This is a genomic window from Sphingobacteriales bacterium, assembly GCA_016700115.1.
Classification (GTDB): domain Bacteria; phylum Bacteroidota; class Bacteroidia; order Chitinophagales; family UBA2359; genus UBA2359.
The window spans coordinates 388,050-411,378 of sequence record CP064999.1 but is presented as its reverse complement, the minus strand read 5'-3'; the positions used below and the strand labels follow the sequence as shown (position 1 = coordinate 411,378).

Here is a 23,329-nt window from a genome sequence, read left to right as displayed (position 1 = left end):
CATTTATTTTTAAATCAAGAAAAATAAACTTGCAGGTTTAGTAATTTGGCTAAATTTACGTAAATTTTAAAAAATTTGCTCAAAAAAAAACCTCACGTCAACTATTTCGATTAAGTAGATTATTTAATTTTGATTGACGGTAAAGTTTGTAACAAATAATATTCATCTGAAAGTGTTATTTGCAACTAAAAACAGTTGAAATCAGTCTGAAAATTTCCCGATATAACATATTTAATCATCTCCAAACCGAATATCCTAAAAATTCTTCAATATGGCTCATAAATTACCTATTGCTTTTTCGTTTCGCGCATGTTTTTCACTGCTGTTTGCAGTAGTTGTAACCTGCTTACAGGTTTCTGTTCCTGCATTTGCACAAAACCAGCGAAACCTGTTTTTCAACAGTTTTGACAATGTTATCCGTCTTGATTTTGCCACTGACCCTCCGATACCGTACGGAACCGGGGTGGCAGGCTCTTATGAGGGGATCGCCCACTATGAGGACGGCAGCGGCAACCTGCTTTTTTGGTTCAACTCCAACGGAGTATATGACCAAAACGGTACTTTTATGTCAGGCTCATTTGGTATGTTGGCAAATTCTTCTTCCGCAGAGATTTGTATTTCTCCCGTTCCCGGAAACCCCAATCAATATTATATTCTATACAATGCAGAGACTTGCAGCGCATTGTATTATTCTATTGTTGATATGACCTTAAACGGAGGATTAGGTAATGTCATTTCGCTCAACACCCTGATTAGCAATGCCAACCACTCTGAAGGAATGGAGGTGGTTCAGATTCCCGATACCGAAAACTACTGGTTCCTCACTTATCGTTGCGGTGTAGGCTTTACCAAATACCATATCACACCTTCAGGTATTGCTACGGGTGTCGTATTTCACCCTTATCCAATGCCTTTGGGAGGCTATGACGGACGCGGCGAATTTGACTACCACCGCGGACGAATCGGTGCCGGATTTGCCTGGTCAACTCAGGTTTTTCTTGCTGATTTTGACCCCGTTGACGGAGAAGTGTGTTCACCGGTAACACTGAGCTCTACCGATTTCAGCAATAACCCCTTTGGTGTGGAATTTTCTCCAACCGGCAACAAAATGTATTTCACGCTATGGTACACCACAGGGCAGCCTAATATTTTTCAGTATAATTTCGAAACAGGAACTTATACCGGCTATCTGCCTCCGTTTGGCGGGAGCGGATTTATCAGTGGTTTGGGAGAAATAGAAATGGGCAGCAACGGTAAACTTTATGTCATCCAGGATGGCGGTACAAATATCACGGTAATTGAAAACCCCGACGACGATGTACCCGTTTTCAGCCTGATTCCAATTCCTGCATCCACGACAGGTTTGGGTATTTCCGACCATATTCAGTCGAACGTTTACGACACGGGCATCAGTTACACCGACACCCTTTGTGCCGCAGTTGGCTCAAGCTTAGTGCTGTTTCCGGCAGTTGATGGAGAATATGAATGGACAAGCAGCGATGACCCGGGCACTGTTCTGGCGGTTGGCTCTTCCTATTCAGCAACAGTTGGAAATACATTTGGCATCTACACCGCAACAGGTGTCGGCGGCACAGATTGTTTCGCCATTTTCAACCAATATCAATGGTCTGTTTTCCCCCAACCCGATGCCGATGCGGGACCTGATAAAACCATTCAGATTGGTCAGGGAACTACTTTGGACGGCAGTACGGGTGTGGCGGATCCGACCATTATTCTTTGGTTCCCTTCAACCGGATTGAGTAACCCGTTTACCATTAACCCAATAGCCACACCTACAGTTACAACAACTTATACCCTGACCGTTCAAAACGGACCCTGTCAGGGGATTGATCAGGTTACCGTTACGGTACTCCCTGTTTCAGTTTTGGAAACTTTATGTGTTGTTTCCGGAACTCAGCCTTCTTTGAATGCACCCGATACATTGAGCAACGTGCAATGGTATTTGGCAGGAGATCCGGGCAATATATTAGCCACAGGAAATGCATTCACGCCACCTGCGGTTGTCAGTTCCAATATTACCTATGTAGCTTCCGGTGTCGGACCCAATACACCCAACGGAGCGCTCTATTCTATTACCCTCATTCCTCAGCCCGACCTGAAAGCAGGCGACAACGTAACCATTTTTGCCGGCGAATCAGTAACCCTTAACGCAAGCGGTGGCGACCAAAGCGGTTATACCTGGGCGTTTGATGCTTCGCTGAGCAGTTTGGTCATTCCTAATCCAGTGGCTACCCCAACCGTAACTACTACTTATCTGCTGAGCAGTGCTTTCGATGCAGCCTGTCCTGCCGAATCCAGTGTTACTGTAACTGTATTGAACCAAAACGCCATTTTGGATACCCTATGTGCTGTTGTTGGCAATCAGATAAACCTATCAGCGCCCGGCTCTTTTGCCTCTGTTGAATGGTTTAATGCCAATGACCCCAATACAGTTTTAGGAACCGGAGCATCTTTCAGCACTACTGCTGTGAATAGCGAAGTAACTTTTGTCGGACAAGGCACCGACTCGGCAGGCAATATTACCGAGTATTTTTACACCCTGCTGCCCAATCCGGTCATAGATGCCGGACCTGATAAGGTAATCCTCGAAGGCACAAGTCATACCTTTAACATCACCGGAGGCACTAACCTGCAATGGGAACCGGCGCAGTTGTTCTCAGACCCCACTTCTGCCAATCCCACGGTCTCGCCAATGGAAACTACCACCTTCACCGTAACCAACACCACCGACAAAGGCTGTGTGTTCGCTGACGAGGTTACCATTACGGTTAAATCGGAAAGCTATATGCTCATTCCCAGCGGGTTCTCACCCAACGACGACGGGGTGAACGATATCCTTCGCATTGTACCGTTTAACGTAACCGAGTTGGTAACTTTTGTGGTCTATAATCGTTGGGGCAATAAAGTATTTGAAACCGATAACATAAATGAAGGTTGGAACGGAACCTATAAAGGCGAATTGCAGGAAGTAGGAACTTATGTCTATTATGCCACCGCCATTTCTAAAGATGGAGAAGAATATACCCAAAAAGGGAATACCGTATTGATACGCTAAGCTATTGAGGGAAGAACTAAATTTTGATAAACAGGGGTTGCCGGATATTCGTTTCGGCAACCCTTGTTTATTTATTCATCTTCCGCAATTAGAACCATCCGCAGCAGATGGCTCGAAAAGTTTTTACCCAAAGTATCCATCCGCATGGAGCGCGAAGCACCGCCATCCAACGCTCCGGTACAGACAAAATTGAGGGCTTCGATAGCATCCCACTCATACCGCACCACCTCGCCTTGTATCAAACTGCCGAAATGGGCTTTTACCTTGTCGGCACTCAGGTGTTGTTTCAGCAATTGATAGGCTTCGGGGGACTTGGCCAATACCCCTATATTGCATACATCGTTTTTGTCGCCCGACCGTGCAGCGGCTATATCAATAACCCGTATAATGGTTTTGCTCATCTGAACTAAGTTTAAATTTCAACAATTGTTACCCGCTCCTGTACTTCCCCGCGAGGGATCAGGGTTGGCCAAAGGCTTAACTGAAGCCGGTTGGTTTTACCCCATGCCGGCATAGAAACCACTCCGGGAGGCCCGTTCAGCCCTAAGCAAGTGATAGCCTGTATGGCTATTTTACCTGCCTGCGGATCAGTATGTTTCAGGGCAACACGTACCCCAAGCTCATTCATTTGTTCGAGTATTTCGGGAGGAGGCAGTGGGGCTTCGTTGCCGGAAATGCCGTTGATGCCTAACACAGAAAACTCTTTTCGTTCAATTTTTACAGGCAGCCGCTTCCAGATTTCTTTGACAGCTTCGATAAACCGAAGGCATTTTTGATAGGCAAAAGGCCAGGAAAAATAAAACAACTGCTCGCTGATAAATCCCTCGTTCAGCCCAATCGCTAATTTGAGATTTTCGGGTTGAGGAAAACCCACCGCCCCTTTAAAAGCAACGCGGTTGGGGGCAAGTTCGGTCAATGCAATGCGGGTCAGGTCAACGGTTACATCGGGAGTGATGTAGCGGGCAGGATTGTGAATTTCGTACACCAACTGCTCGCGCAGGGTGTTGCGGCTAACTTTTCCGCCTTCCGAATCTAATTTGGTCAACACCGCGCTACCGTCTTCGCTGACGTGGGCAATGGGATAGCCGAGGTTGCTGATGGGGTACTCCATCGGCCATTCGGCGTAGGAATTGCCGCCCGAAGCCTGCCCGCCACATTCGAGCAAATGACCAATAGCAATACCACAGGCCAACCGGTCAAGGTCGGACTGATTTAAATTGCCGTTGAGTTTCCACCCAAATCGGTGCACCAGTATGCCTAAGGTCAGGCACGGATCTGCTACCCTTCCGGCCAACACTAAGTTTGCCCCGAGATCTAAGGCTTCTGCGACTGACTGAGCACCAATATACACATTGGCATGGGTTACAGGATATGTATTTGACGAAAATGGAAGCCCGGTATCTAAATGCCGGAGTTCATGTCCGTTTTCCTGCAACTCGGGCAAACGAGACAACAGGTCATCTCCGGTAATGATGCCAATTTTAAAATCGCTTATCCCTTGTTGTTTGAGTATTTCAGACACTCTTTGGGCCGCACTGTACGGGTTCAAGCCTCCGGAATTGGTTACTATTTTTATACCGTTTCGGTGCGCCATCGGGATAAGGAATTTTGCAAGGGTTTCAATATCGCGGGCATACCCCAGATTGGGGTCAGCTTGGCGGTCTTTTTGCAAAATCGAAAGAGTCAATTCTGCAAGTGCATCATGTACCAAAAAATCTGCTCCATTTTGCGCAGCTATCGAAAGGGCGGCCATCGGGCTATCGCCATAAAACCCCTGCGCGCCGGCTATGCGTACATCAACCATCGGTAAAAGTTAATTTATCCTCAAAAATACAATGCACACATTGATTTTTGCAAGTTTAGCCATCTTTTTTTGAAATTCTTTGTACAAATCTTTGCGTTCTTTGCATTAAAACGAACTGCATTTAGTGAAGAACAGCACCAACAAAGGTACAACCTAAATAGTTACTGTTAATTTAACATTTTTGAATTAAAAATAAACAAAATTCGGTGCTAAAAAAAGGGGGGACAATGGATCATTGCAGGGGTGCAATGAGTCATTGCAGGGGCGATTTAGGGTAATGCAGGGGTGCAATAAGCCTTTGCGTAGGGGATTTGAAATAATGCAAGGGTGCAATAAGCCTTTGCGCAGGCGATTTAAAACAAAACAGGGGTGCATTAAGCCAATGCAGAGGGGATTTGAAGTAATGCAGGGGTGCAATAAGTCATTGCAGGGGTGATTTAATGCAATGCAGGGGTGCAACAAGTCATTGCAGAGGTGATTTGAAGCATTGCAGGTGCGCAACAGGTTATTGCGGAGGATAAAAATTGCACCAAATACTTCATACTCAAAACAGGAGTTTGTGGAAATCCCATTGTAATATTTGTTCATTTATTTCAGTTTTTATGGATGCCGGTAAAATTTGAAGAATTTTAAAGGGCTCTCATTTTGTGTAAGTTTACTCAAAGAACCATACACCAAGGTTAAGCTAATCGCAAGGATATCTGTAAAGCAGTTTCTTTCAATACGGGGCCGTTGAATTTTAAGTTAATATTTATGCAATTGAGACCCCCCATCGGGTAAAAACGAGTTATATTTGCGGTTTATCAGCCGGCTACTATAAAAAGAAAATTCATGTCTGTCTTTCATAAAGAAAAAGAAATTATCCTTATTGAAACCCGAAAATCGCTGAATCGTTATTGTGAAAAAATCCGGCAGGAGTCTGAAATAGCCATTGATACTGAATTTGATAGAAACAGATATAGATATGGGTTAAACCTTTGTGTTGTTCAGATTGCCACACTTAACCGGTGCTATATTATTGACCCCATAAAAATATGTCCTACCGATACTGAGTTTCAGGAATACCTCAGTCCGCTTTGGGACATTGTCAATAGTTCTGAGGTGTTAAAAATCATTTACGACTGCTCGGAAGACCTCAAGGTATTTACCAAATACCAATGCAACCCCGTACATTTTTTTGATTTAAAGGTTGCCGAAAAAGTATTGGCATTGTCCAGCGTTTCATTTATATCGCTGATTAAAAACTTAGCCGGAATTGATCTGAACAAAAATTTGCAGGTAACCAACTGGTACAGACGACCGTTTTCTGAAGCTATGGTGCAATATCTGGCAAACGATGTAAACTACCTCATAGAAGCAAAACAAATCCTACAAACCCAATTGAATGAAACCGGCAGACAAAGTTGGTTTGACGAAGAGATGAAACTCATCATCACCAAACAGGCCATAGACACCGAAGACGGGACTAACAAGTTTTTCAATAGTGCCCGCTTTAAACGGCTTTCTGAAAAGGAAAAGTTTATTGCTACGGAGCTTTGGAACACCCGTACAGAGTTTGCCAAAAAATACAATATTCCGGTTCATTTTGTTTTTTCGGAAGACAAGCTGTATGAAATTTCTTCTGCACTGCCACATTATTCAAAGCTACGCGACTGGTATTACGAAAAAGGGGTACACCGCAGTTTAAAAGTTCAGGACAACCATGAGTTTGTACAAAAGTTAAAAGCGATATTATCCCAGTCGGCACAGATAACTGAGGTTCGGGAAACAAATAAAACCTATTCAAATCAACAAAAAGAAGATTTTAAAAACAGCACAGATGCCCTGAAAATCGAACGGGAGGCATTTAAAACCTTCATGCAGCCTGTTCAGTTGTATCTTGAACAGAAATATGACAAACGAACTCAGGAAATTATTTTGAGCAACCGGTATGTACAGGATTTGTTCAAAGCTAAAAAGTTAGAGGTGCTGAAAAGCTATGCAGTCAACGAAATACTGAAAGCCGCCCGGGAACTTGAGATAGACCTGTCAAAGTATTTGAAAATTTAGCATACAACTCAATTTGATACAGCGCCGTATTTTAAATTAGCCGGAAAGAAGTTTAGCGGGTCAGGCGGTATATTTAGGATAAAAAGCACGATATCCCAACAGTTTGGCAACCGGTGTCAGAACAGAAGCCAGTACATTCTGAACTCCAACCGGAATATCGGCAAGATAAGTCCGGTTGTTTACTTCCTTTAACCATACCATCACCTGTAAAAAAGGAGGTTGTCCCGTTTGGTCGAGATACCCGTCTGCACCTAACCCAAACAGTGTTTCCAAAAATCTTTCGACATCTAAGCAGGGGGTAATGGTTTGGAGAATGACGAGATCTTCAGGGTGATTGTTCCAGTGCGCATGAGCCTGATTTCGGGGGAAGCTGATTTTGTGGCCGGCAGTTATCGTTTCCTCAACGCCGTTTAACTTAAAACTGAGTGTTCCGGAAATGACTTCAAAAATTTCGTCTGCAAACGGGTGAATATGGTTGACTTTAAAGCCTCCGCCTTGCTTCAGTACACTTTTTATGGTAACATGGCTGCCGTTGGTTTCTTTTGAGGTTTCGGTAAAAGTTACCACTTCCCCCGTTTTTTGATTGACAAATGTTTGACCGGTGTATGGCATATTGTATTTGAGTTTTATACTGGATTTATTAGGTTCTTTACTTGTTCCGGAAAGAATGTTCCGGTCTGAAAGGGTTATTTCTTAACTGCATAGCCCATATATCCAACCATCATGTCGTTGCTCTCTTTCAGTTGAAATTTACTGCCCAGTTCGGCATAAGTCAGTTTTCCCTTTGCTCTTTGGCGCAGTAGCGAAATCATTTTAAAAGGGCTGACATTGGGTGCCATCCCTTTCATATTGATTTGCCCCAACCCGTTTTGCTCCATCATTTGCTTCAGCTCAGAGGGTTTGATCAACATTTCATACACATGAAGGTTGGGAGGCATAAAAGCAGTGGCCGGCCATTCCTGCCACAATTTAATGACGATCAGCTTACTGAGGAAATTCCGGTTAAAGGTATCATAAAAAAACACACCGCCGGGCTTGAGTACTCTCGAAATTTCGGCAATACATTTGGGCAAATCTCTCACATGTTCGAGCACATCACAACAATATACCACATCGAAAAGATTGTCTTCAAATTCGAGGTGTTCACCAACTCCGGTTCGGTAGTCAATATTTAGCCCCGAGTAATTCGCATGTTGACGGGCTGTATGAAGGGAGTTTTCAGAAGGGTCAATACCGGTAACTGCAAATCCTGCTGCGGCAAACTCTTCGGCAAGAATACCACCGCCGCAACCAACATCCAGGGCAGTCTTACCTTTGGGGTCAAGCCCTAACACGTTTTTGTACATATTCAGGTAATAAGGAAACCTGCATGGGTTAACAGAGGTTTTCAACAAGTAGAGTACACTGTTTTCTTTCCACCAAATATCACCCGGTTCATTGTAAAGGTCGTTGTCAATCTGACGGTACACGTTGTCTGAAATGAAGTTTTCCATAAGATTTGATTTAATTATGGAACAAAATTAGAGGCCGTGTCAGTCAAAAATATTGACCTATGTTAAGATTTTTTCCGGGCAAACTTTTTTTTGAGCCTGCTCAGCGATTCTGGTTTAATCCCCAAATAAGAAGCAATGTGAATAGCGGCCACTCGGTTGGTTATTCCCGGAAACCGCTGCATCATTCTTTCATATTTTTCTTCGGCAGTCGCGTATTTTTCGATGGTCAATTGCTCTACCGATTTGCTGTGGTTGCGGTTTTCTTTGGCATATCGCTCTCTTCTGAACTCGGGTATTTCTGAGGATATTTTTTCCCAATTGGAATATGGAGTTATCTGAACTAATGAGTCTTCGAGTGCCTGAAAGCTATAAAGTGTTGGAACTTTGTTGATTAGGCTGTTCAAATCACCAATCCAATAATCTTCAACCGCAAAATCCACCACAATATCATCGCCTCGGTCGTTGACAAAATACTTTCTGAAACACCCCCGTTCGCAATATACCGCAAGTTTGCAAATTTCACCCGCAACAAAAACATGCTCTTTCTTGTGTATAATTTTCGGGCTGAAATGAGAAGTGATATAGTCGTACTCTGATTCGGTGAGTTTTGCTATTTTTTCAAATGCTGTTCTTAGCGCAAGTGACATAACATAACAGTTTCAAAGTTTCGGGCATCCGCCTTTTGGGTTATTTCCCCATCATGGAAATGATTTGCATGTGACAAAACTATTTCCAACAGATGATTTTACAAAATATTTACTCAGTTTTTTTAACCGGAGAGGCGGAAGGATGTTTTTTAAAACAAAATCACTCAGGCAAAATAAATAAGAGCGATAAAGCACAAATAAAGCCTTTAAATTAAAGAGTTATTTTTTTATTCAGAAGATTGAGGAACTGAACTACGCCATAAAGCAGCGTATAATTAAACCTCTATCAATTTTTGAAGTATATTATATACAACAATTTAAGACAAAGTTTGCCGTTAAAGACGAGTATTTATCAAAAGGTGAAGTCAATTTTTTTGATAATGCAGGTTGTTTCTGCACGCCTTTACCCCAAAAATACCGGCAGATATTCGCAATCATTTAAACCTTGTTTTTTAAAAGACGGTTAAAACAAATGAAACACCATTCACAAATCAATACATACAAAATTCCTTTTTTTTATGAATAGAATCCTTTTTGCCTTATTCCTTTTAATTTCACTGAGCAGCGCAGAAGCGCAGAATTCGGTGAAAAATGCGGTAGTTCCGCTGTATGATCAGGAAATCATGCGTCAACATGAAGACTCTCTGATTGCCATGTTCGACAAAGTAAGGACATTGCCCAATGAGATAGATCGGTTTAACGCTTGTTATGCCTTTGTACCTGCCTTAGTAAAAGCGCTCAAAGAGCCGGGTTCCTATGCTTATCCTTTTGACTCGCTCAGAAAATGGGTTTCGATTATCAAACCGCCCGATGATTCGTTTCGCATTTTTACATGGATGGTAGTCAAGGGTAATGCTGACGACTACAGAACCATCGCCTACAAATATTTCGGAGCCATTCAAAAAAACAATTCTGAAAAATTGGAGTTAATTCCGCTTGATGATAAATCTGCCACACTGAGCTCCATCGAAGACAAGGTTTTGAGCAATGATCAGTGGTTGGGTGCCATGTACTATAATATTCACCCCTATCAGTACAACGGTAATCAATATTATATGCTCTTTGGATGGGATGGCAACAATAGTAAAAGCGACAAAAAGCTGGCCGATTTGCTCTACTTTCAGGAGGATAAAGCGGTATTTGGTGCACCGGTATTTGAGGTGCTGAACAATTCGACCAATACCAAATCAATCAAACACCGGATGATATTGGAATACAAAGAAGGATCTTCAGTTTCGTTGAGTTATAATAACGACGAGAAAAAGGTGGTGTATGATTTTCTGGCACCTGAAGACGATAAAGCTAAACAAATTGAAGGAACTGGATTTTCGTTTATTCCGGACGGCACGTATCAGGGATTGGAATTTAATCCTAAAACCGGCATTTGGGAAGCGCGTGAAATGGTTTTAAAGGGGGTCAGTATGGATGCACCGCCGCGTCCTAACCCCGTTTTTGATAAAGACAAAAAAGCGACCAAAAACAAAAGCATCACCCCACCTGCCAAAAACAAAAAAAAATCAAAAAGCAATTAGCCATAAGGATTGAGTAGTTCGCTTTAACAGGAAAGCCGTTGCCCGAAGCAGCGGCTTTTTTAATTTCTGAAGCTTAGCTAAACAGCTTAGTATAATTTTACAACCTGAAGAAACACAGACAGAAGAGGTAAATCAATATTTAAGCCCCTTTTTAGCCAAAACTGTTTGCAGTTGAAAAAAAAGTTTTACTTTGCCACCCGAAATGCAAATACTCTATATCTCCTTCACTAATATCTACATTTACTTATGACATACGAGAATAAAGATGCCTGGGGCTCGCGGATAGGATTAATTCTTGCTATGGCGGGCAACGCGGTAGGGTTGGGTAATTTCCTTCGTTTTCCGGTACAGGCCATACAAAATGGCGGCGGGGCTTTTTTAATCCCTTATTTTGTGTGTTTTTTGTTAATGGGTATCCCACTTTTGCTCATTGAATGGTCAACAGGCCGATTTGGTGGTAAATCGGGTAATCACAGTACGCCTTATATTTTGGATACTATGGCCAAAGGCAGGTATTGGAAGTATATAGGGGTATTCGGAATTTGGACTAATATTGCCGTGGCATCTTATTATTGCTATATTGAGTCCTGGACAATTTCTTATGTCTTTCACTCCATTTTTGGCACTTTTACTGGTATGTCGCAGGGAGAAGTTGCTTCGTTTTTTACCGATTATACCAATATTGCTTATTCCACTACAGGTATTCCCTACGAAGCGGTATTGTTCTATGTCCTCTGCCTTGGTTTGAATACGTATATTCTTTCAAGGGGTTTGGAAGGGGTTGAAAAAGTTGCCAAAGTGGGGATGCCATTACTTATATTGTTTGGTCTCATTTTGGCACTTAGAGGGTTAACACTTGGCACATCCGGTGCTTCAGAAGCCATTCCGACTGCAAGTGCCTGGGACGGCATAAACTTCTTATGGACTCCACAATTCACCTCGCTTTCAGATCCTAAAGTCTGGCTCGCAGCAGCGGGGCAAATTTTCTTTACACTGTCTGTCGGTATGGGAACCATACATTGTTATGCAGCTTATCTCAAATCAAAAGACGATATAGCCCTGAATGCCTTTTCGGCAGGGTTTATGAATGAGTTTGTCGAAGTGGTTTTGGGCAGTATGATTGTAATACCGATTGCCGCCGGTTATCTCGGATTGGATTGGGTAAAAGCAAACGCCGGTTTTGGAATGGCATTCCAAACCATGCCCTACCTGTTCCAGCAATGGGGCGCTGTTCTTGCTGCAATCGCCGGTGTGCTTTGGTTTGGGCTGCTGTTTTTTGCAGGTATCACTTCATCGCTGGCTATGGGTACCCCCTGGATGGGATTTATGTCCGATGAATTTGGCTGGAGTCGTAAAAACGGGGCGTATTCTTTTGGCTTACTGGTGCTTTTATTGGGCTTACCTACTGTTTTCCTTTACAATTACGGTGTATTTGACGAGTACGATTATTGGGCGGGCACAGTTGCTTTGGTGGTATTTGCCTTGCTGGAAACTTTCGTTTTCGTTTGGATATTTGGCATAAACCGTGGCTGGAATGAAATTGTCTCAGGTGCCGATATGAAAGTGCCCATTTTCTTTAAGTATGTCATCAAATACGTAACTCCATTCTTATTGCTGTTTGTCTTTTTAGGTTCGTTAATCACTCCCGAAGGGAAAGACTGGACTAAAGCCGTGAGCAATCTCACATCCGGCAACGGATGGGCCCTGGACAATTCTTCAATCATTAAGCAAATCACACTTGCCGACCTGAAACATCAACTGGCAGCAGCAACCGATCCTACCGTTATTTCCGGACTGGAAGACAAAATATTTTATGTTACAGGGGCAAGGTTATTGCTACTGCTGCTGTTTATCGGCATTTCTACCTTAGTCTATATTGCATATCGTAAACGCGTCAAAGAAAACAGAGACACACCATGAACCTATCAGCACTCATCACAATGATTTTGGCAATGGGTATAGTAACTACCTGTACGGCGTACTTCTTCTGGAAAGTTCTAATAACTCCCCCTAAAGCCGAACCAGACTCCTATACTGACAACGACGACGAAGTCCGTTAACAGCCTATTGCTTTAGTCGTTGCACTATCGGAATTTTCAAATCGGGTTAAAACTATAATTGCCCGATGATACTGCTACTTACCCTTGTTTTTGCGTATATGCAAGAATCTGTAATCAGTTTTCTGATTGGAGCATTACTTATACTTAATTTTAAAGGCTAAAGCCATCGGGTATGAAGTTAAACAGTATCGTTGGAATTATGCCGGCTGCAAAGGATTTGAAAACCCTGGGCCAGTTTTTTAACCGCTTTTGAAAAAAAAATACCTGAAGGTTGTGCCGTCATGATTTTGCCGGATGCCAAAGAACTTTCAGATTTTGATAGTATGTTGGCCTGGCTTTATCATTCAACCATCCTTCCGGTCATGGTTGCTCACCCCAATATGCAGATTTTGCAAAGACAGGTATATGTCATACCTAATACAGCGAGTCTAATTCTGGATAACCCGACCTTGCAGCTTGCCCCGTCAACAGCAGACAACCTTTCAGTGCCCGATACGTTTTGGAAGGCTTTGTCGTCAAGTGGTATCAGCGGTTTGGCCGCCGTTGTCTTAGCAGCCGAACCCGGTAAAATGATGCACCTCAATGCCATCAACGAGGCAGGGGGTATTACCCTGTTTTGCTTACCGGACGAGTTAGGTTTGACAGCAAATCCTCATCTGCCTGACGATAAAACGTTCAACTATATACAACCCCCTGCAGACCTGGCGCTGACCACCGCCAATTTTCTCAATTTGTTTAATTTGCCGGACTCTAAAAACAGGGAACTTGATGAGGGTTTACTTGAGGCCGGCAGTTTAACCCCTACAATTTATGAAAATCAACCTGAAACTTCCGTTTCCAAATCGGAGGATGAGTATTCCACTCTCATCTATGCCGAAGTTCCGGACATTCCACCTCTTGCACTTCCTCCTGTTCAGGAAGATCTGGCAAACTTGTTGTTAAATACCCAAACAGCCATTCTTTTTTTTGACCACGAACTTCGCTTGCAACATTACAATAATTTAGCCTTACAATATGCAACTTTAACGAACAGGGATCTGGAAGCTATTCATTTTCTTATTCCTCTTCCCAATATTTTGAACGAAGCAAGAGAGGTGTTAAGAACCGGAACATCCCTTGAATACTACCTGCCGGATGGGTCAGGAAGACCGACAACAGTTAAAGTATTTCTGCGAACAGGGGTTAATCCTTCTGGGATAGGCATATCCTTTACTCCCATTAGCCGGTTTGAGCATTTACAACAAAGGTTTCAGCTTTTGGCCAATGAATTGGAAACACAGGGGCTTGAACATATCCGAACTATCATCAAGCTCAGACAAGAGGTCGCTACCAACGAAACCCAGCGGCAATTGCTCGAATCAGTGTTGGGCAATATGGGTGAAGGGGTTTTAGCTACCAACGAACAAGGCATGGTTATCTTACTGAATGAGGTTGTCAAACAAATTACCGGTCTCCATCAGGTAAATACCAATCTGATTGAATGGGTGGAACAAAACTACCGGTTTTACCTGCCTTCCGGGGCTATAAAAATATCGGGACTTCAGCAACCTTTTGTCCGGGCACTAAAAGGACACCCTGTTGTAGGTGAAGAATGGAGCGTGGTTCATCTACAGTCTTCTGAAGAACGGTTTTGGCAAATTCATTCCCGTCCGTATAAAAGCAATAATAAAGGGGAAGAATCTGGAGTGGTGATAGTTATCAGCGACATCACCGACCGCAAAAAGGCAGAATTAGCTCTAAAAAATAGCGAACAAACCCAAAAAGCCCTGCTCGATGCCGTTCCTGATTTGATGTTTAGAGTAAACAGAGAGGGTATTTATCTCGATTATATTCCGGAGAAAACCGACAATCCTATTCCTTCTGCCGCCTTTGTCGGAAATAAAATGACTGACTTGCTTCCCAGGGAAGTAGCCGAAGAAGTGATGGATTTACTAAGGCTTTCGCTCGATACTATGGAAGTGAAAACCTACCCTTTTCCTGACTTTGACAGTTAAATGAGATAACCCGTTAATAATCAATGATAATAAGAAATAAAAAACCGCAATTGTAGTGGCAACTTCTTTTCTTAGGCTATTGTTTTTAAGACAATATGCTTACATTTGCGGTATGTTTGTAAAAGCCACTAAATCTAAAAAACCATACGTATATTCAGTTAGTGGAATCTTTTCGTGAAGGAAAGACTACCAAGCACAAGGTAATTGCCAACTTTGGTCGCCTTGACCAGTTGCGTGATTCAGGATTCCTACTATCAGTTGGGCAGAAATTGCTGTCATTGAATAACACGCCTTGCATTGGGGCAGAGAATTTGCAGGAAACTGCACGCTTCTGTTATGGTCATTTGGTCTATAAAAAAGTATGGGAGCAACTTGGCATCGGAGAAATTATCAAAAAATGTGCTAAGGGAACAAGGATAAAGTTCGATATAGAAGAGGTGATTTTCTATTGTGTGCTTCATCGTCTGTTGAAAAGCAAATCAAAACATCAAGCATTTAAAGATCAGAAATTGTTTTATGGGCTGTGAAACATAATTGGGTTGCAAGAAATTTACCGAAGTTTAGATTTTTTGTGTGATAAAAAGCAGGCAATTGAGACACAACTGTTTTACCATAAAAAAGGCGTTTATGCTAAGCCCATCGAAGTTGCTTTTTATGATGTAACGAATTATCACTTTGAGACAAACAGAGCAGATGCTTTACGCGAATTTGGGTTTAGCAAAGCTGGAAAGTTTAATGAAGTACAAGTGGTGATGGGCTTATTTATAGATAGCACAGGCAGACCGATAGGCTACGATCTTTTTCCGGGGTAATACTTTTGATGGTCAGACGATGGTAGATGCGCTGAAAATGTTAGAAAAAGCAGTTTAATATAAGAAAAGTCATTGTAGTAGCCGACAAAGGTCTCAACTCGAAAGAAAATTTTCATTTAATACGTCAAGCGGGTTATGACTACATTGTTAGTGCCCGCTTAAAATCGATGCCCCAAAAGTTGGTACAAAAGATTTTGGCAACCAATGATATGGAGACAAAGACTGTGTGCGAGGATACGGGTGAAGTAACATTTAGCTGGAAAGTGTTGGATTACGAAACAACCTACAGCGATGCCAATAAAAAGAAACAAAAATTGCAAGATAAACTCCTAATTACTTGGAGTGCCAAAAGGGCAGCCAAAGACGCAAGAGACAGGGAAAGACAAATACAAAAAGCAAAAGTCAAATTAGACAACGGAGCGGACTTGCAAAACAAAAAGGGGGCTAACCGATTCCTGAAAATGGCGGAGAGTACCAATACAAAAGCTGCTGAAATAGACCAAGAACGAATAGATGAAGATGCAAAATGGGATGGTTACTACGGCATACAGTATAGTAAAATGGATATGACGAACGAAGAAGTCTTGGCAAACTACCATCAATTATGGAAAATAGAAGAAAGTTTCCGGGTATTGAAGACCACCCTATCCACTCGACCAATTTTTCATTGGACACCCAAAAGGATAAAAGGACATTTCATGACCTGTTTTTTAGCATTCATGCTCGAACGGACGGTGGAACTAACCCTAAAGTTTGCAAACATCAACTTAAGTCCATGCAGTATTAAAGAAGAACTCAATCAAATGCAATTGTCTGAACTAACAATTGATGATAAAAAGTACTTGCTGAAAGGTGCTGACACAGCATTAACCAACAAAATCCTTTCGGCATTTCGTATCCCTCCGTTCAAAGACTTAGCTCCAGCGAACTAAATAACCCGTTTTGTAGTGGCAACTATGCCATTTTTAGGAAACTTAACTCGCTGATTATCAATGGTTTGTGAAATTTAACTGTCAAAGTCAGGAACAGAGAGGGTATTTATCTCGATTATATTCCGGAGAAAACCGACAATCCTATTCCTTCTGCCGCCTTTGTCGGAAATAAAATGACTGACTTGCTTCCCAGGGAAGTAGCCGAAGAAGTGATGGATTTACTAAGGCTTTCGCTCGATACTATGGAAGTGAAAACCTACCCTTTTGATTATGTTGGCAATGTCATTAAATTTTACGAAGTCAGGTTTTCTCCCATCAGTCATCAGGAAGCACTCGGCATTGTCAGGGATGTTACCGATATGATTGTGGGCAAAGATGCTTTACAACGCGGAACCAAACACTACCGGAAGTTGATTAATGTCAGCTCGTTTCCTGTTTTGGTCTGCAACCGGAAAGGGGAAATTATCAGCGCTAATCCCGCTTCAGCACGTTTATTAAATGCCGCAGAAGAATCCGAACTGACCGGTAAATTTATCGAGGATTTTGTAATTAAAAAACATCGCCTGCTCCTCAGAGAGGCAATTAAAAACGGATTTGTTGAGGCTGAAAGTCTTAAAACCAAACCATTGACTTTTATCACTTTCAATAATAATGAGGTGGAAGCAGTGGTAACCGGCTCTATTATTACCTATGATAATAAGCTGTCTGCTCAAATAGTATTGCAAGATATTACCCCACTGATGAACTGGGAGAAAGCATATCAACTATTCGCCGAAAGCATCACTGAAGCAGCAATTTGGCTGGATGGGTCTAAACTGGAAATTGTCAATTGCAATCAGGCATTTTTAAACCTGCTTCGGATTCGTCAAAAAAAAGAGGCAGTCAAAAAGAAATTGTTACAATATTCTGCTTCCCATCAGTCTGATGGGAGCAGTTCTGCTACCGGCCTTTCGCAAATAATGAAACAAATTGCCAACTCAAAAGAGGATAACAGCCTTTTTGCATGGCGGTTTAAATCAACAGAAGGTGCGGAAATAAACACCCAAATCACACTAAAGCCTTTTACAGCTTCGGGAAACGGGATTTGGCTGGTTATTATCCAACCGGTCTATTAAGCATGATCTTAGTCAAAAACAGCAAGTTTGCGGGTATAGAGGACGTTTTGATCGAGAACTATCTGAAACAAATAGATGCCGGATGTAAGGGCTGAAATATCAATGGTATCGCTTTGAGTGATGGTGTGATTGACTAAAAGTTGGCCTTTCAGGCTGAACATCTGCACTCTTGCTTCCCGGACAGGCTCTTCCAAACGGACATGAATAACATCCTTAGCCGGATTGGGAAAAACCTGCATATCGCTTTGAGCAGGGATAGAATTTGATGAGACACTGCTTCCGGAATCAAACAACCATTCATAGGCCTGCCGGAATTCGCGCTTCCAAAACCACTCGCTATGTGTGCCATCCGGTGGGACGAGGTAAAACAACTCTTCTGAATTAAAACCGTTGTTTAACAAGGTGTTGTACATCATCAGCATGTCGGGAACTACGGTAAAACCTTCTGAGCCTCCGGCTACCAAATATATTCGCATATCTTCCTGTTTGCCGGTACTTTCAACATGTGCGTAACAATTGTCCGAAAACCAGAACGAAGGTGAAAATACTCCTGCTTTGCTGAAAACATTTTGAAACTCGATAGATGTGTAGAAAGAAATGAGACCCCCCATAGAGCTGCCCATGATTCCGGTATGTTCCCGTTCGGGTAAGGTACGGTAATTGTCATCAATATATGGTTTTAGTGTGTTGACGATAAAATTTGCATATTCATCGCCCTCACCGCCTCCATAGCCCGGATTTATCCAAGGGGAATATTCATTGATACGGTTAGATCCGCCATTGTCTATTCCCACCACAATCACCCCATAATCACCATCTTCAAACAAATCGTTTAAAGTTTCATCCACTTCCCATTCTCCGGCAAAGCTGTAATAGGCATCAAAAAGGTTTTGCCCGTCCTGCATATACAGGACAGGGTAGTGTTTGGATGAAGTGTTGTAATCAGGAGGCAGGTATATCCATAAGCGACGATACCGGTCAAGCTCAGGAATATAAAAATCATCACTGATGATTTGAACGTTTTCGGCGGCGGTGTGTGGAGAACCTCCGCCAAGGTCTTCCCAGGAGAGGATTTGTACTTCAGTACTAACCGGACCGCCGGTATAGTTAAAAGTATGGTTTTCCTGAAACCCACCGGAGGCGTTTCCTTCAACGGAAGCCCAACTGCCACGGGTAAATTTATACTCAATTGCACCGGCAGGCGGAGTAATTGTGATAAAGTAGGTTCCGTTTCCATTGGGAGTTAGGGTATAAGTAGCAAGTCCGGGATTCCAACCGTTGAAATTGCCCGCAATATAAATCAAAGCACCATCGGGCGTGTTGGAGGGTATAGACGTTACGTTTATTGTGAGCTGTGCCTGTGCACTTAGAGCTATAACAAGCCATGAAGCCATTAAAACGAAAAAGCGAATTGTATTCATATCATAATTCGGTTTAGCATATTTTTTATCAGTTGGAATCAATCAAAAGAGGAACTATTCCAAAACAACCCACCGCGTAGTGTTGAGCAATTGCCCGTCAGTGGTTTGAAGACCGGCAAAATAAAATCCTCCGGGAAGGTTTTGTATGTTGAGAGGAATAGTAGTTATTCCTTCTGAAAGCGCTAATTTGTAAAGGCTATTGTCCAAACAACGTCCTATCAGGTCAAAAAACAGCAGATTATAATTACCTGTTTGGGGAATCTCCAGCCTGATTTGAGCCGAATGAGAAACGGGGTTGGGGTAAATACTAACCTGATATTGAAGCGGGATGGCTTCGGGTTCGGTATTGACGACAACCGGTACGGTAAAGCAATCAGTCAGACTGCAATTGATTCCTGCGGTAACGGTTACACAATATTGCCCCGGGCTTAACCCGCTGATTTCAGGTGTAGTTGCATTGTTCGACCAAATATAAGTGTAGGGCTGTACCCCTCCACTCAGACTGATGCTGATAGCCCCATCGGTGGAATTGGGGGAAAAGGCCGGGGTGATGATGCTGCCGGTAAGTTCAAGTTCCGGGAAAATGGTAATATAATCGGGATAGGTCAGGGTATCGGTGTCCACGCCATTGCTGACGATAAGTGTTACTGCATAGCTGCCCGGCTCTTCGTACAAAACAATCGGATTAGCCTCTTCAGAGGAAGAAGGATTTCCGCCTTCAAACTGCCAGCTAAAAGTAGTGGCTGTTGATGGCCCTCCCACAAATTGAACAACCGCCGGCAGTGGGCAGGATTGCATGGGCAAATTCGCTATGCTTGCCTGAAATGCCGGACTTTCCATGCAAAAATCATAAGATTCGGAACAGCCAAAATTGCCCCCTCCTTCGGCTATGATGCTTCCGTCCGGTAATATTACCTGATAACTTGCGCCCGGATCCATACCATCGCAATAAGAATCCAAAATGGTAAAGGTATAGCAGTCGGCAGGCAAACAAAAGTTTTGGTTAAAGTTTTGAAAAGAACTGAAACCCGATTGGTTGTAAAGCACTTCACCCTGTTGATTGGTAATCGTAAATGAGGTTTCGTCTGCCCAGTAATCACAGACCAAACTGACGGAAACATTGCTCCCGCTTGTTGTGGTAAAGTTGAAAAAAACAGAATCATTCAGGATGTTTTCATCAGTAGCCGAGCCATTTGGCTGAACTACGGAAACCCAGAGCGAGTGTTCACCGTCCGGAACTAAGATCGTGGGCAGGGAAATATAAGCAGGGGCTAAAAACTCAAGCGAGCCGGTCCATTCAAAAGTTTGAACCAAGCCTCCGTCTAATTGCCATACAACAGTAAAGGAAGTTAAGGTTGTGCTGCCATAATTGCGCACCAGGATTTGTGGTACAATCTCAGAAACATTGCATAAAAATGGGGGAGGGGCTGTTAATTGAGTGATACCGGCATCCAGAGAATAGAGCGGTTCGCTGCAATTCCGGCCATCAATAGCTAATATGCCGGTATTTACCGGGTCTAACCAATCTCGAAGTCTTGTGGTTGCAGTTGTTCCGGTTGACCAGGAATAGGCAACTTTTCCGTAGGCATCATAAGTTAAACTGTTGCAGGAGGCAGTACCTCCGTGTAATTGTCCGACAATGCGTTTGTTTTGGTCAAACAACGGTGAGCCGGACGAACCACCTTCGGTTGTGCCATCTTCCCATTCGGTAACTTCCCAATGTGAGTCGGTAACTCCCGACAACCCTTCGGAACTCACTAATACATCCTCATTAAAGGTGATTTTTTTAATATCGCCTGCCGGGTGGTGAATGCCCACAGACGAAGTGCCCGGAGTGCTCTCGGCACTCCAACCGGAATAATAGATATTATAATCAATCGGAGGGACTTCACTTAGTAACACTAAAGCAAAATCGGAAGCTGATGCACTGGCCATCAAAGTACAGCCCGAAGCGGTTTGATTAAGGGGACCGTCTATATTGGTACAGTCGGGGCTTTCATAATTAAACATAAATACCCAGGTACTGACCGAGGAGTCCAAGCAGTGGTTGGCAGTCAGAAAGTAAGGGGTGCAGTCGTTATTTACATTGTTGACCATTGCTCCGGTACAAGCTCTGAATCCACCGGAAATGATAAGCGCTACAGACCGTTTCTGATCTTGCCAGTCGGCTGCTTCCGGGCAATTGACGTTATTGTTGCAGGAACCGGAATCTCCGAATCCCTTTTCAGGCGAAAAGAACCCACGGTATCCATGTACTGCCTTTGAAATGCTCAACCTGCCCTGCCCGGATACCTGAGCGGGTTCATAATATTCGAATGTGGTTAGGTCTCCTCGTATCAGTCCGGTAGAAAACAAACCATGAGATTTGTTGTTGGAGGAGGTAAAAGCACCGATTATTTCTGACTTGCTTCCATTGTACAGGTGTAATTTTGCGCCGGGCGGCATGTAAAAACTGCTGAAAACAAAGTTGAGGGTTTTGGCTTTTTTAGAATAAACACTAACTCTCCAAAGCCTGTCGCCATTTGGCAGGGTTTCCCATATTCCGCTATTGTCAAGGCCAATCATGGTTTTGATTTCTGCCCCAAAACGGAAGGGTTGGTTTTTGGCATCATTGACCATATCTTCGAGAATCAACGCCTCGATATCTACGGCAGGCAGTGTAATGACAGGGATAGCTGCACCGACAATTTCAGGATGAGCAATGCTGTAAGGAGTGCCGCCTGCGCTTACCTGAGCTTTGGCAGGCAGGCAAACAAATATTAAAAATAGTAAAACAAAAATGGTTGATTGCTTGTACATGGTGTCTGTTGATTATAGGTGTATCAGAAAAGCCGATAGCCTGAAAAATAAATATTGGCAAAAGGTATAGGTTTAACGCAAAGATGTGTGGTTTCTGTTTTTAAACAAACAAGGACTATTTGAAGTCCTTGCAATTTTTATGCGAAATTGGTAAAAAAACGCCTAACTGTTCAAAATCCATTTAAAAATAAATGACTTTCGCAGGCCTTGTCCGCAACTTTACCCTTACTATGCAAAACTTTCAATTAACGGAACAGGATCAATTTACCACTGCCTGCCATTGTTTGATTATGGCTTAAGCGATAAAAATAAATACCCGTCAGATTGCTTAAAGCTTCGGCATGGATAAATACTTTCTTATCATTAACCGGAAACGAATTGACCAATTCCCCTAAAACATTATACACCATTAGTTGTGTTGAAAAATTCTGAACATCCAATCCGGATACCTCTAAAACGGTGAAATCCGAAAATGGGTTGGGTTGAGCGTGAATTACGATGGTTTGAGGAGAAGTGAGAGTGCCGGCAGCTACGGTTGTCTGCCATACATTGAATTGATTTTGGAGCATAGTGATGGGGTCGGTCAGAAATGGGGTGTTGGGGATGGTTAAATCGAGGTAATAGCTTCCCGCCAAATCGGATGGATTTGCTACCCGGATATAAGCGGACAAAGAAGAGATACCTTGATCAAGACACCGCGTATCTGCCCCCGGGAGTTTTGCTCCCTGAAGTGCAGCCATGAGTTTGACGGCCAACTCCCCCTCTGTATTCAAAAAACGTGCTTCTATCGAATCGAGCACCTCCTGCCCCAACAAAATATTCCCCTGAATGGAATAGTTTGGTCCTGTAATATGGTTTTTGTAATCAAAACAGTTTGCACCGGTAAAGGCAGCCGTTCGTGGTAAGCCCGAAGGGTCAAAATCTGCAATTCCATATTGCCTAATCCCGGGATTGCTTTGTGCATCATTTGTTTCCAGCCAACTGATAATCTCGGCAGGAGAATTTCCGTTGTTGATTAACACCCCTGCATTGTTTTGGTTGACACTGTTCCAGTACGATTGAGTATTGATTACCCCTCTTCCCGGATAAAGGCGACCGATGATTGAAACGCCACCGGAAATGGCAGAATCATCAATACAGGATGCCCCCGCACTGCCCACCTGCCCGGTTAACTCGTCAACGGCCACAATCGAGAAGGTATCCTGGGCAATAAGCTGAATTGAATTGAAAAGTAAAACAAGGCAAAGGTGGAGGAAACAGGTTGTTTTCATAGTTAATACGCGATAGGATGGTTAAATGAGATTGAAACCCGAAGCAAGTTAAGGGCAATATCATCAAACAGGTAACACCTGCCGGAAATTTCAAATCGTACCAAGTTTTGCCTTCAGGGAAAATTGATTTCCAAATTTGTAAACGCGGTTTAGTGAAAATATTGGTTTCCTAAGACAAATATAACAAGAAGTAAATAAAATAAGTAACCCAGATTGGGGATGATGATTGATAAAAAAGGTAAAATTCCGGCCTTAATCTGTTAATTTTGCCAACATAGTTCAATAAGCCATTATTTTAGTTTTAATTTTACCCCAGAATAAAAG

Annotated in this window: 18 protein-coding genes; 10 read left to right on the top strand and 8 right to left on the bottom strand. The window is 42.9% G+C overall.

Annotated features, from left to right (window positions below; translation table 11 throughout):
* Positions 1–271 precede the first annotated feature (271 nt).
* On the top strand, positions 272–3,076 hold the full coding sequence (locus IPM47_01530; protein ID QQS29660.1) for a gliding motility-associated C-terminal domain-containing protein: 2,805 nt from the start codon (positions 272–274) through the stop codon (positions 3,074–3,076).
* A gap of 71 nt (positions 3,077–3,147) precedes the next feature.
* Here the strand turns inward: IPM47_01530 and IPM47_01525 are convergent, their stop codons facing one another.
* Positions 3,148–3,462, bottom strand: a complete 315-nt coding sequence (locus IPM47_01525; protein QQS31361.1) for a hypothetical protein — start codon at positions 3,460–3,462, stop codon at positions 3,148–3,150.
* A gap of 26 nt (positions 3,463–3,488) precedes the next feature.
* Entirely contained in the window at positions 3,489–4,880 is a 1,392-nt protein-coding gene (locus IPM47_01520) for a DUF1446 domain-containing protein (protein ID QQS29659.1), read from the bottom strand.
* An 831-nt stretch (positions 4,881–5,711) separates the two neighbouring features.
* Here IPM47_01520 and IPM47_01515 point away from each other — a divergent pair.
* A complete protein-coding gene (locus IPM47_01515; GenBank protein ID QQS29658.1) occupies positions 5,712–6,929 on the top strand; it encodes a ribonuclease D in 1,218 nt (405 codons plus the stop codon).
* Between the two features lie 60 nt (positions 6,930–6,989).
* Here the strand turns inward: IPM47_01515 and IPM47_01510 are convergent, their stop codons facing one another.
* From IPM47_01510 to IPM47_01500, 3 genes are all read right to left on the bottom strand, one after another.
* Positions 6,990–7,541 (bottom strand): cupin domain-containing protein, encoded by a 552-nt coding sequence (locus IPM47_01510; protein ID QQS29657.1) that lies wholly within the window; start codon positions 7,539–7,541, stop codon positions 6,990–6,992.
* A 74-nt stretch (positions 7,542–7,615) separates the two neighbouring features.
* Positions 7,616–8,422, bottom strand: a complete 807-nt coding sequence (gene ubiG / locus IPM47_01505) for a 3-demethylubiquinone-9 3-O-methyltransferase (protein QQS29656.1) — start codon at positions 8,420–8,422, stop codon at positions 7,616–7,618.
* A 62-nt stretch (positions 8,423–8,484) separates the two neighbouring features.
* A complete protein-coding gene (locus IPM47_01500) occupies positions 8,485–9,069 on the bottom strand; it encodes a Crp/Fnr family transcriptional regulator (GenBank protein ID QQS29655.1) in 585 nt (194 codons plus the stop codon).
* A gap of 518 nt (positions 9,070–9,587) precedes the next feature.
* Between IPM47_01500 and IPM47_01495 the strand changes: the two genes are divergently transcribed.
* The 8 genes from IPM47_01495 (at position 9,588) to IPM47_01460 (ending at position 17,514) form a co-directional block, all read left to right on the top strand.
* Positions 9,588–10,601, top strand: coding sequence for a hypothetical protein (locus IPM47_01495; protein QQS29654.1), 1,014 nt, complete (start codon positions 9,588–9,590; stop codon positions 10,599–10,601).
* A gap of 246 nt (positions 10,602–10,847) precedes the next feature.
* Positions 10,848–12,521, top strand: coding sequence for a sodium-dependent transporter (locus IPM47_01490; GenBank protein QQS29653.1), 1,674 nt, complete (start codon positions 10,848–10,850; stop codon positions 12,519–12,521).
* On the top strand, positions 12,518–12,661 hold the full coding sequence (locus tag IPM47_01485) for a hypothetical protein (GenBank protein ID QQS29652.1): 144 nt from the start codon (positions 12,518–12,520) through the stop codon (positions 12,659–12,661). Before IPM47_01490 ends, IPM47_01485 begins: the two co-directional genes overlap by 4 nt.
* 281 nt (positions 12,662–12,942) lie before the next feature.
* Positions 12,943–14,655: a PAS domain-containing protein gene (locus tag IPM47_01480; protein QQS29651.1), complete on the top strand. Its 1,713-nt coding sequence runs from the start codon at positions 12,943–12,945 to the stop codon at positions 14,653–14,655.
* 161 nt (positions 14,656–14,816) lie between these two features.
* Positions 14,817–15,182, top strand: coding sequence for a hypothetical protein (locus tag IPM47_01475; GenBank protein ID QQS29650.1), 366 nt, complete (start codon positions 14,817–14,819; stop codon positions 15,180–15,182).
* Positions 15,183–15,194: 12 nt separating this feature from the next.
* Positions 15,195–15,467, top strand: coding sequence for a hypothetical protein (locus tag IPM47_01470; protein QQS29649.1), 273 nt, complete (start codon positions 15,195–15,197; stop codon positions 15,465–15,467).
* Between the two features lie 59 nt (positions 15,468–15,526).
* Positions 15,527–16,399, top strand: a complete 873-nt coding sequence (locus IPM47_01465) for an IS1634 family transposase (GenBank protein ID QQS31360.1) — start codon at positions 15,527–15,529, stop codon at positions 16,397–16,399.
* A 182-nt stretch (positions 16,400–16,581) separates the two neighbouring features.
* Complete coding sequence (locus tag IPM47_01460; GenBank protein ID QQS29648.1) at positions 16,582–17,514, top strand: PAS domain-containing protein; 933 nt, start codon at positions 16,582–16,584, stop codon at positions 17,512–17,514.
* A gap of 8 nt (positions 17,515–17,522) precedes the next feature.
* Here the strand turns inward: IPM47_01460 and IPM47_01455 are convergent, their stop codons facing one another.
* The 3 genes from IPM47_01455 to IPM47_01445 form a co-directional block, all read right to left on the bottom strand.
* Positions 17,523–18,935 carry a T9SS type A sorting domain-containing protein gene (locus IPM47_01455; protein QQS29647.1) on the bottom strand — a complete coding sequence of 471 codons (1,413 nt, stop codon included), beginning with the start codon at positions 18,933–18,935 and terminating at the stop codon, positions 17,523–17,525.
* A gap of 54 nt (positions 18,936–18,989) precedes the next feature.
* Entirely contained in the window at positions 18,990–21,734 is a 2,745-nt protein-coding gene (locus IPM47_01450; protein QQS29646.1) for a PKD domain-containing protein, read from the bottom strand.
* A 245-nt stretch (positions 21,735–21,979) separates the two neighbouring features.
* The gene (locus IPM47_01445) at positions 21,980–23,005 is read right to left on the bottom strand and encodes a DUF1028 domain-containing protein (protein ID QQS29645.1); all 1,026 of its coding nucleotides are present in this window, start codon (positions 23,003–23,005) and stop codon (positions 21,980–21,982) included.
* Positions 23,006–23,329: the final 324 nt, after the last annotated feature.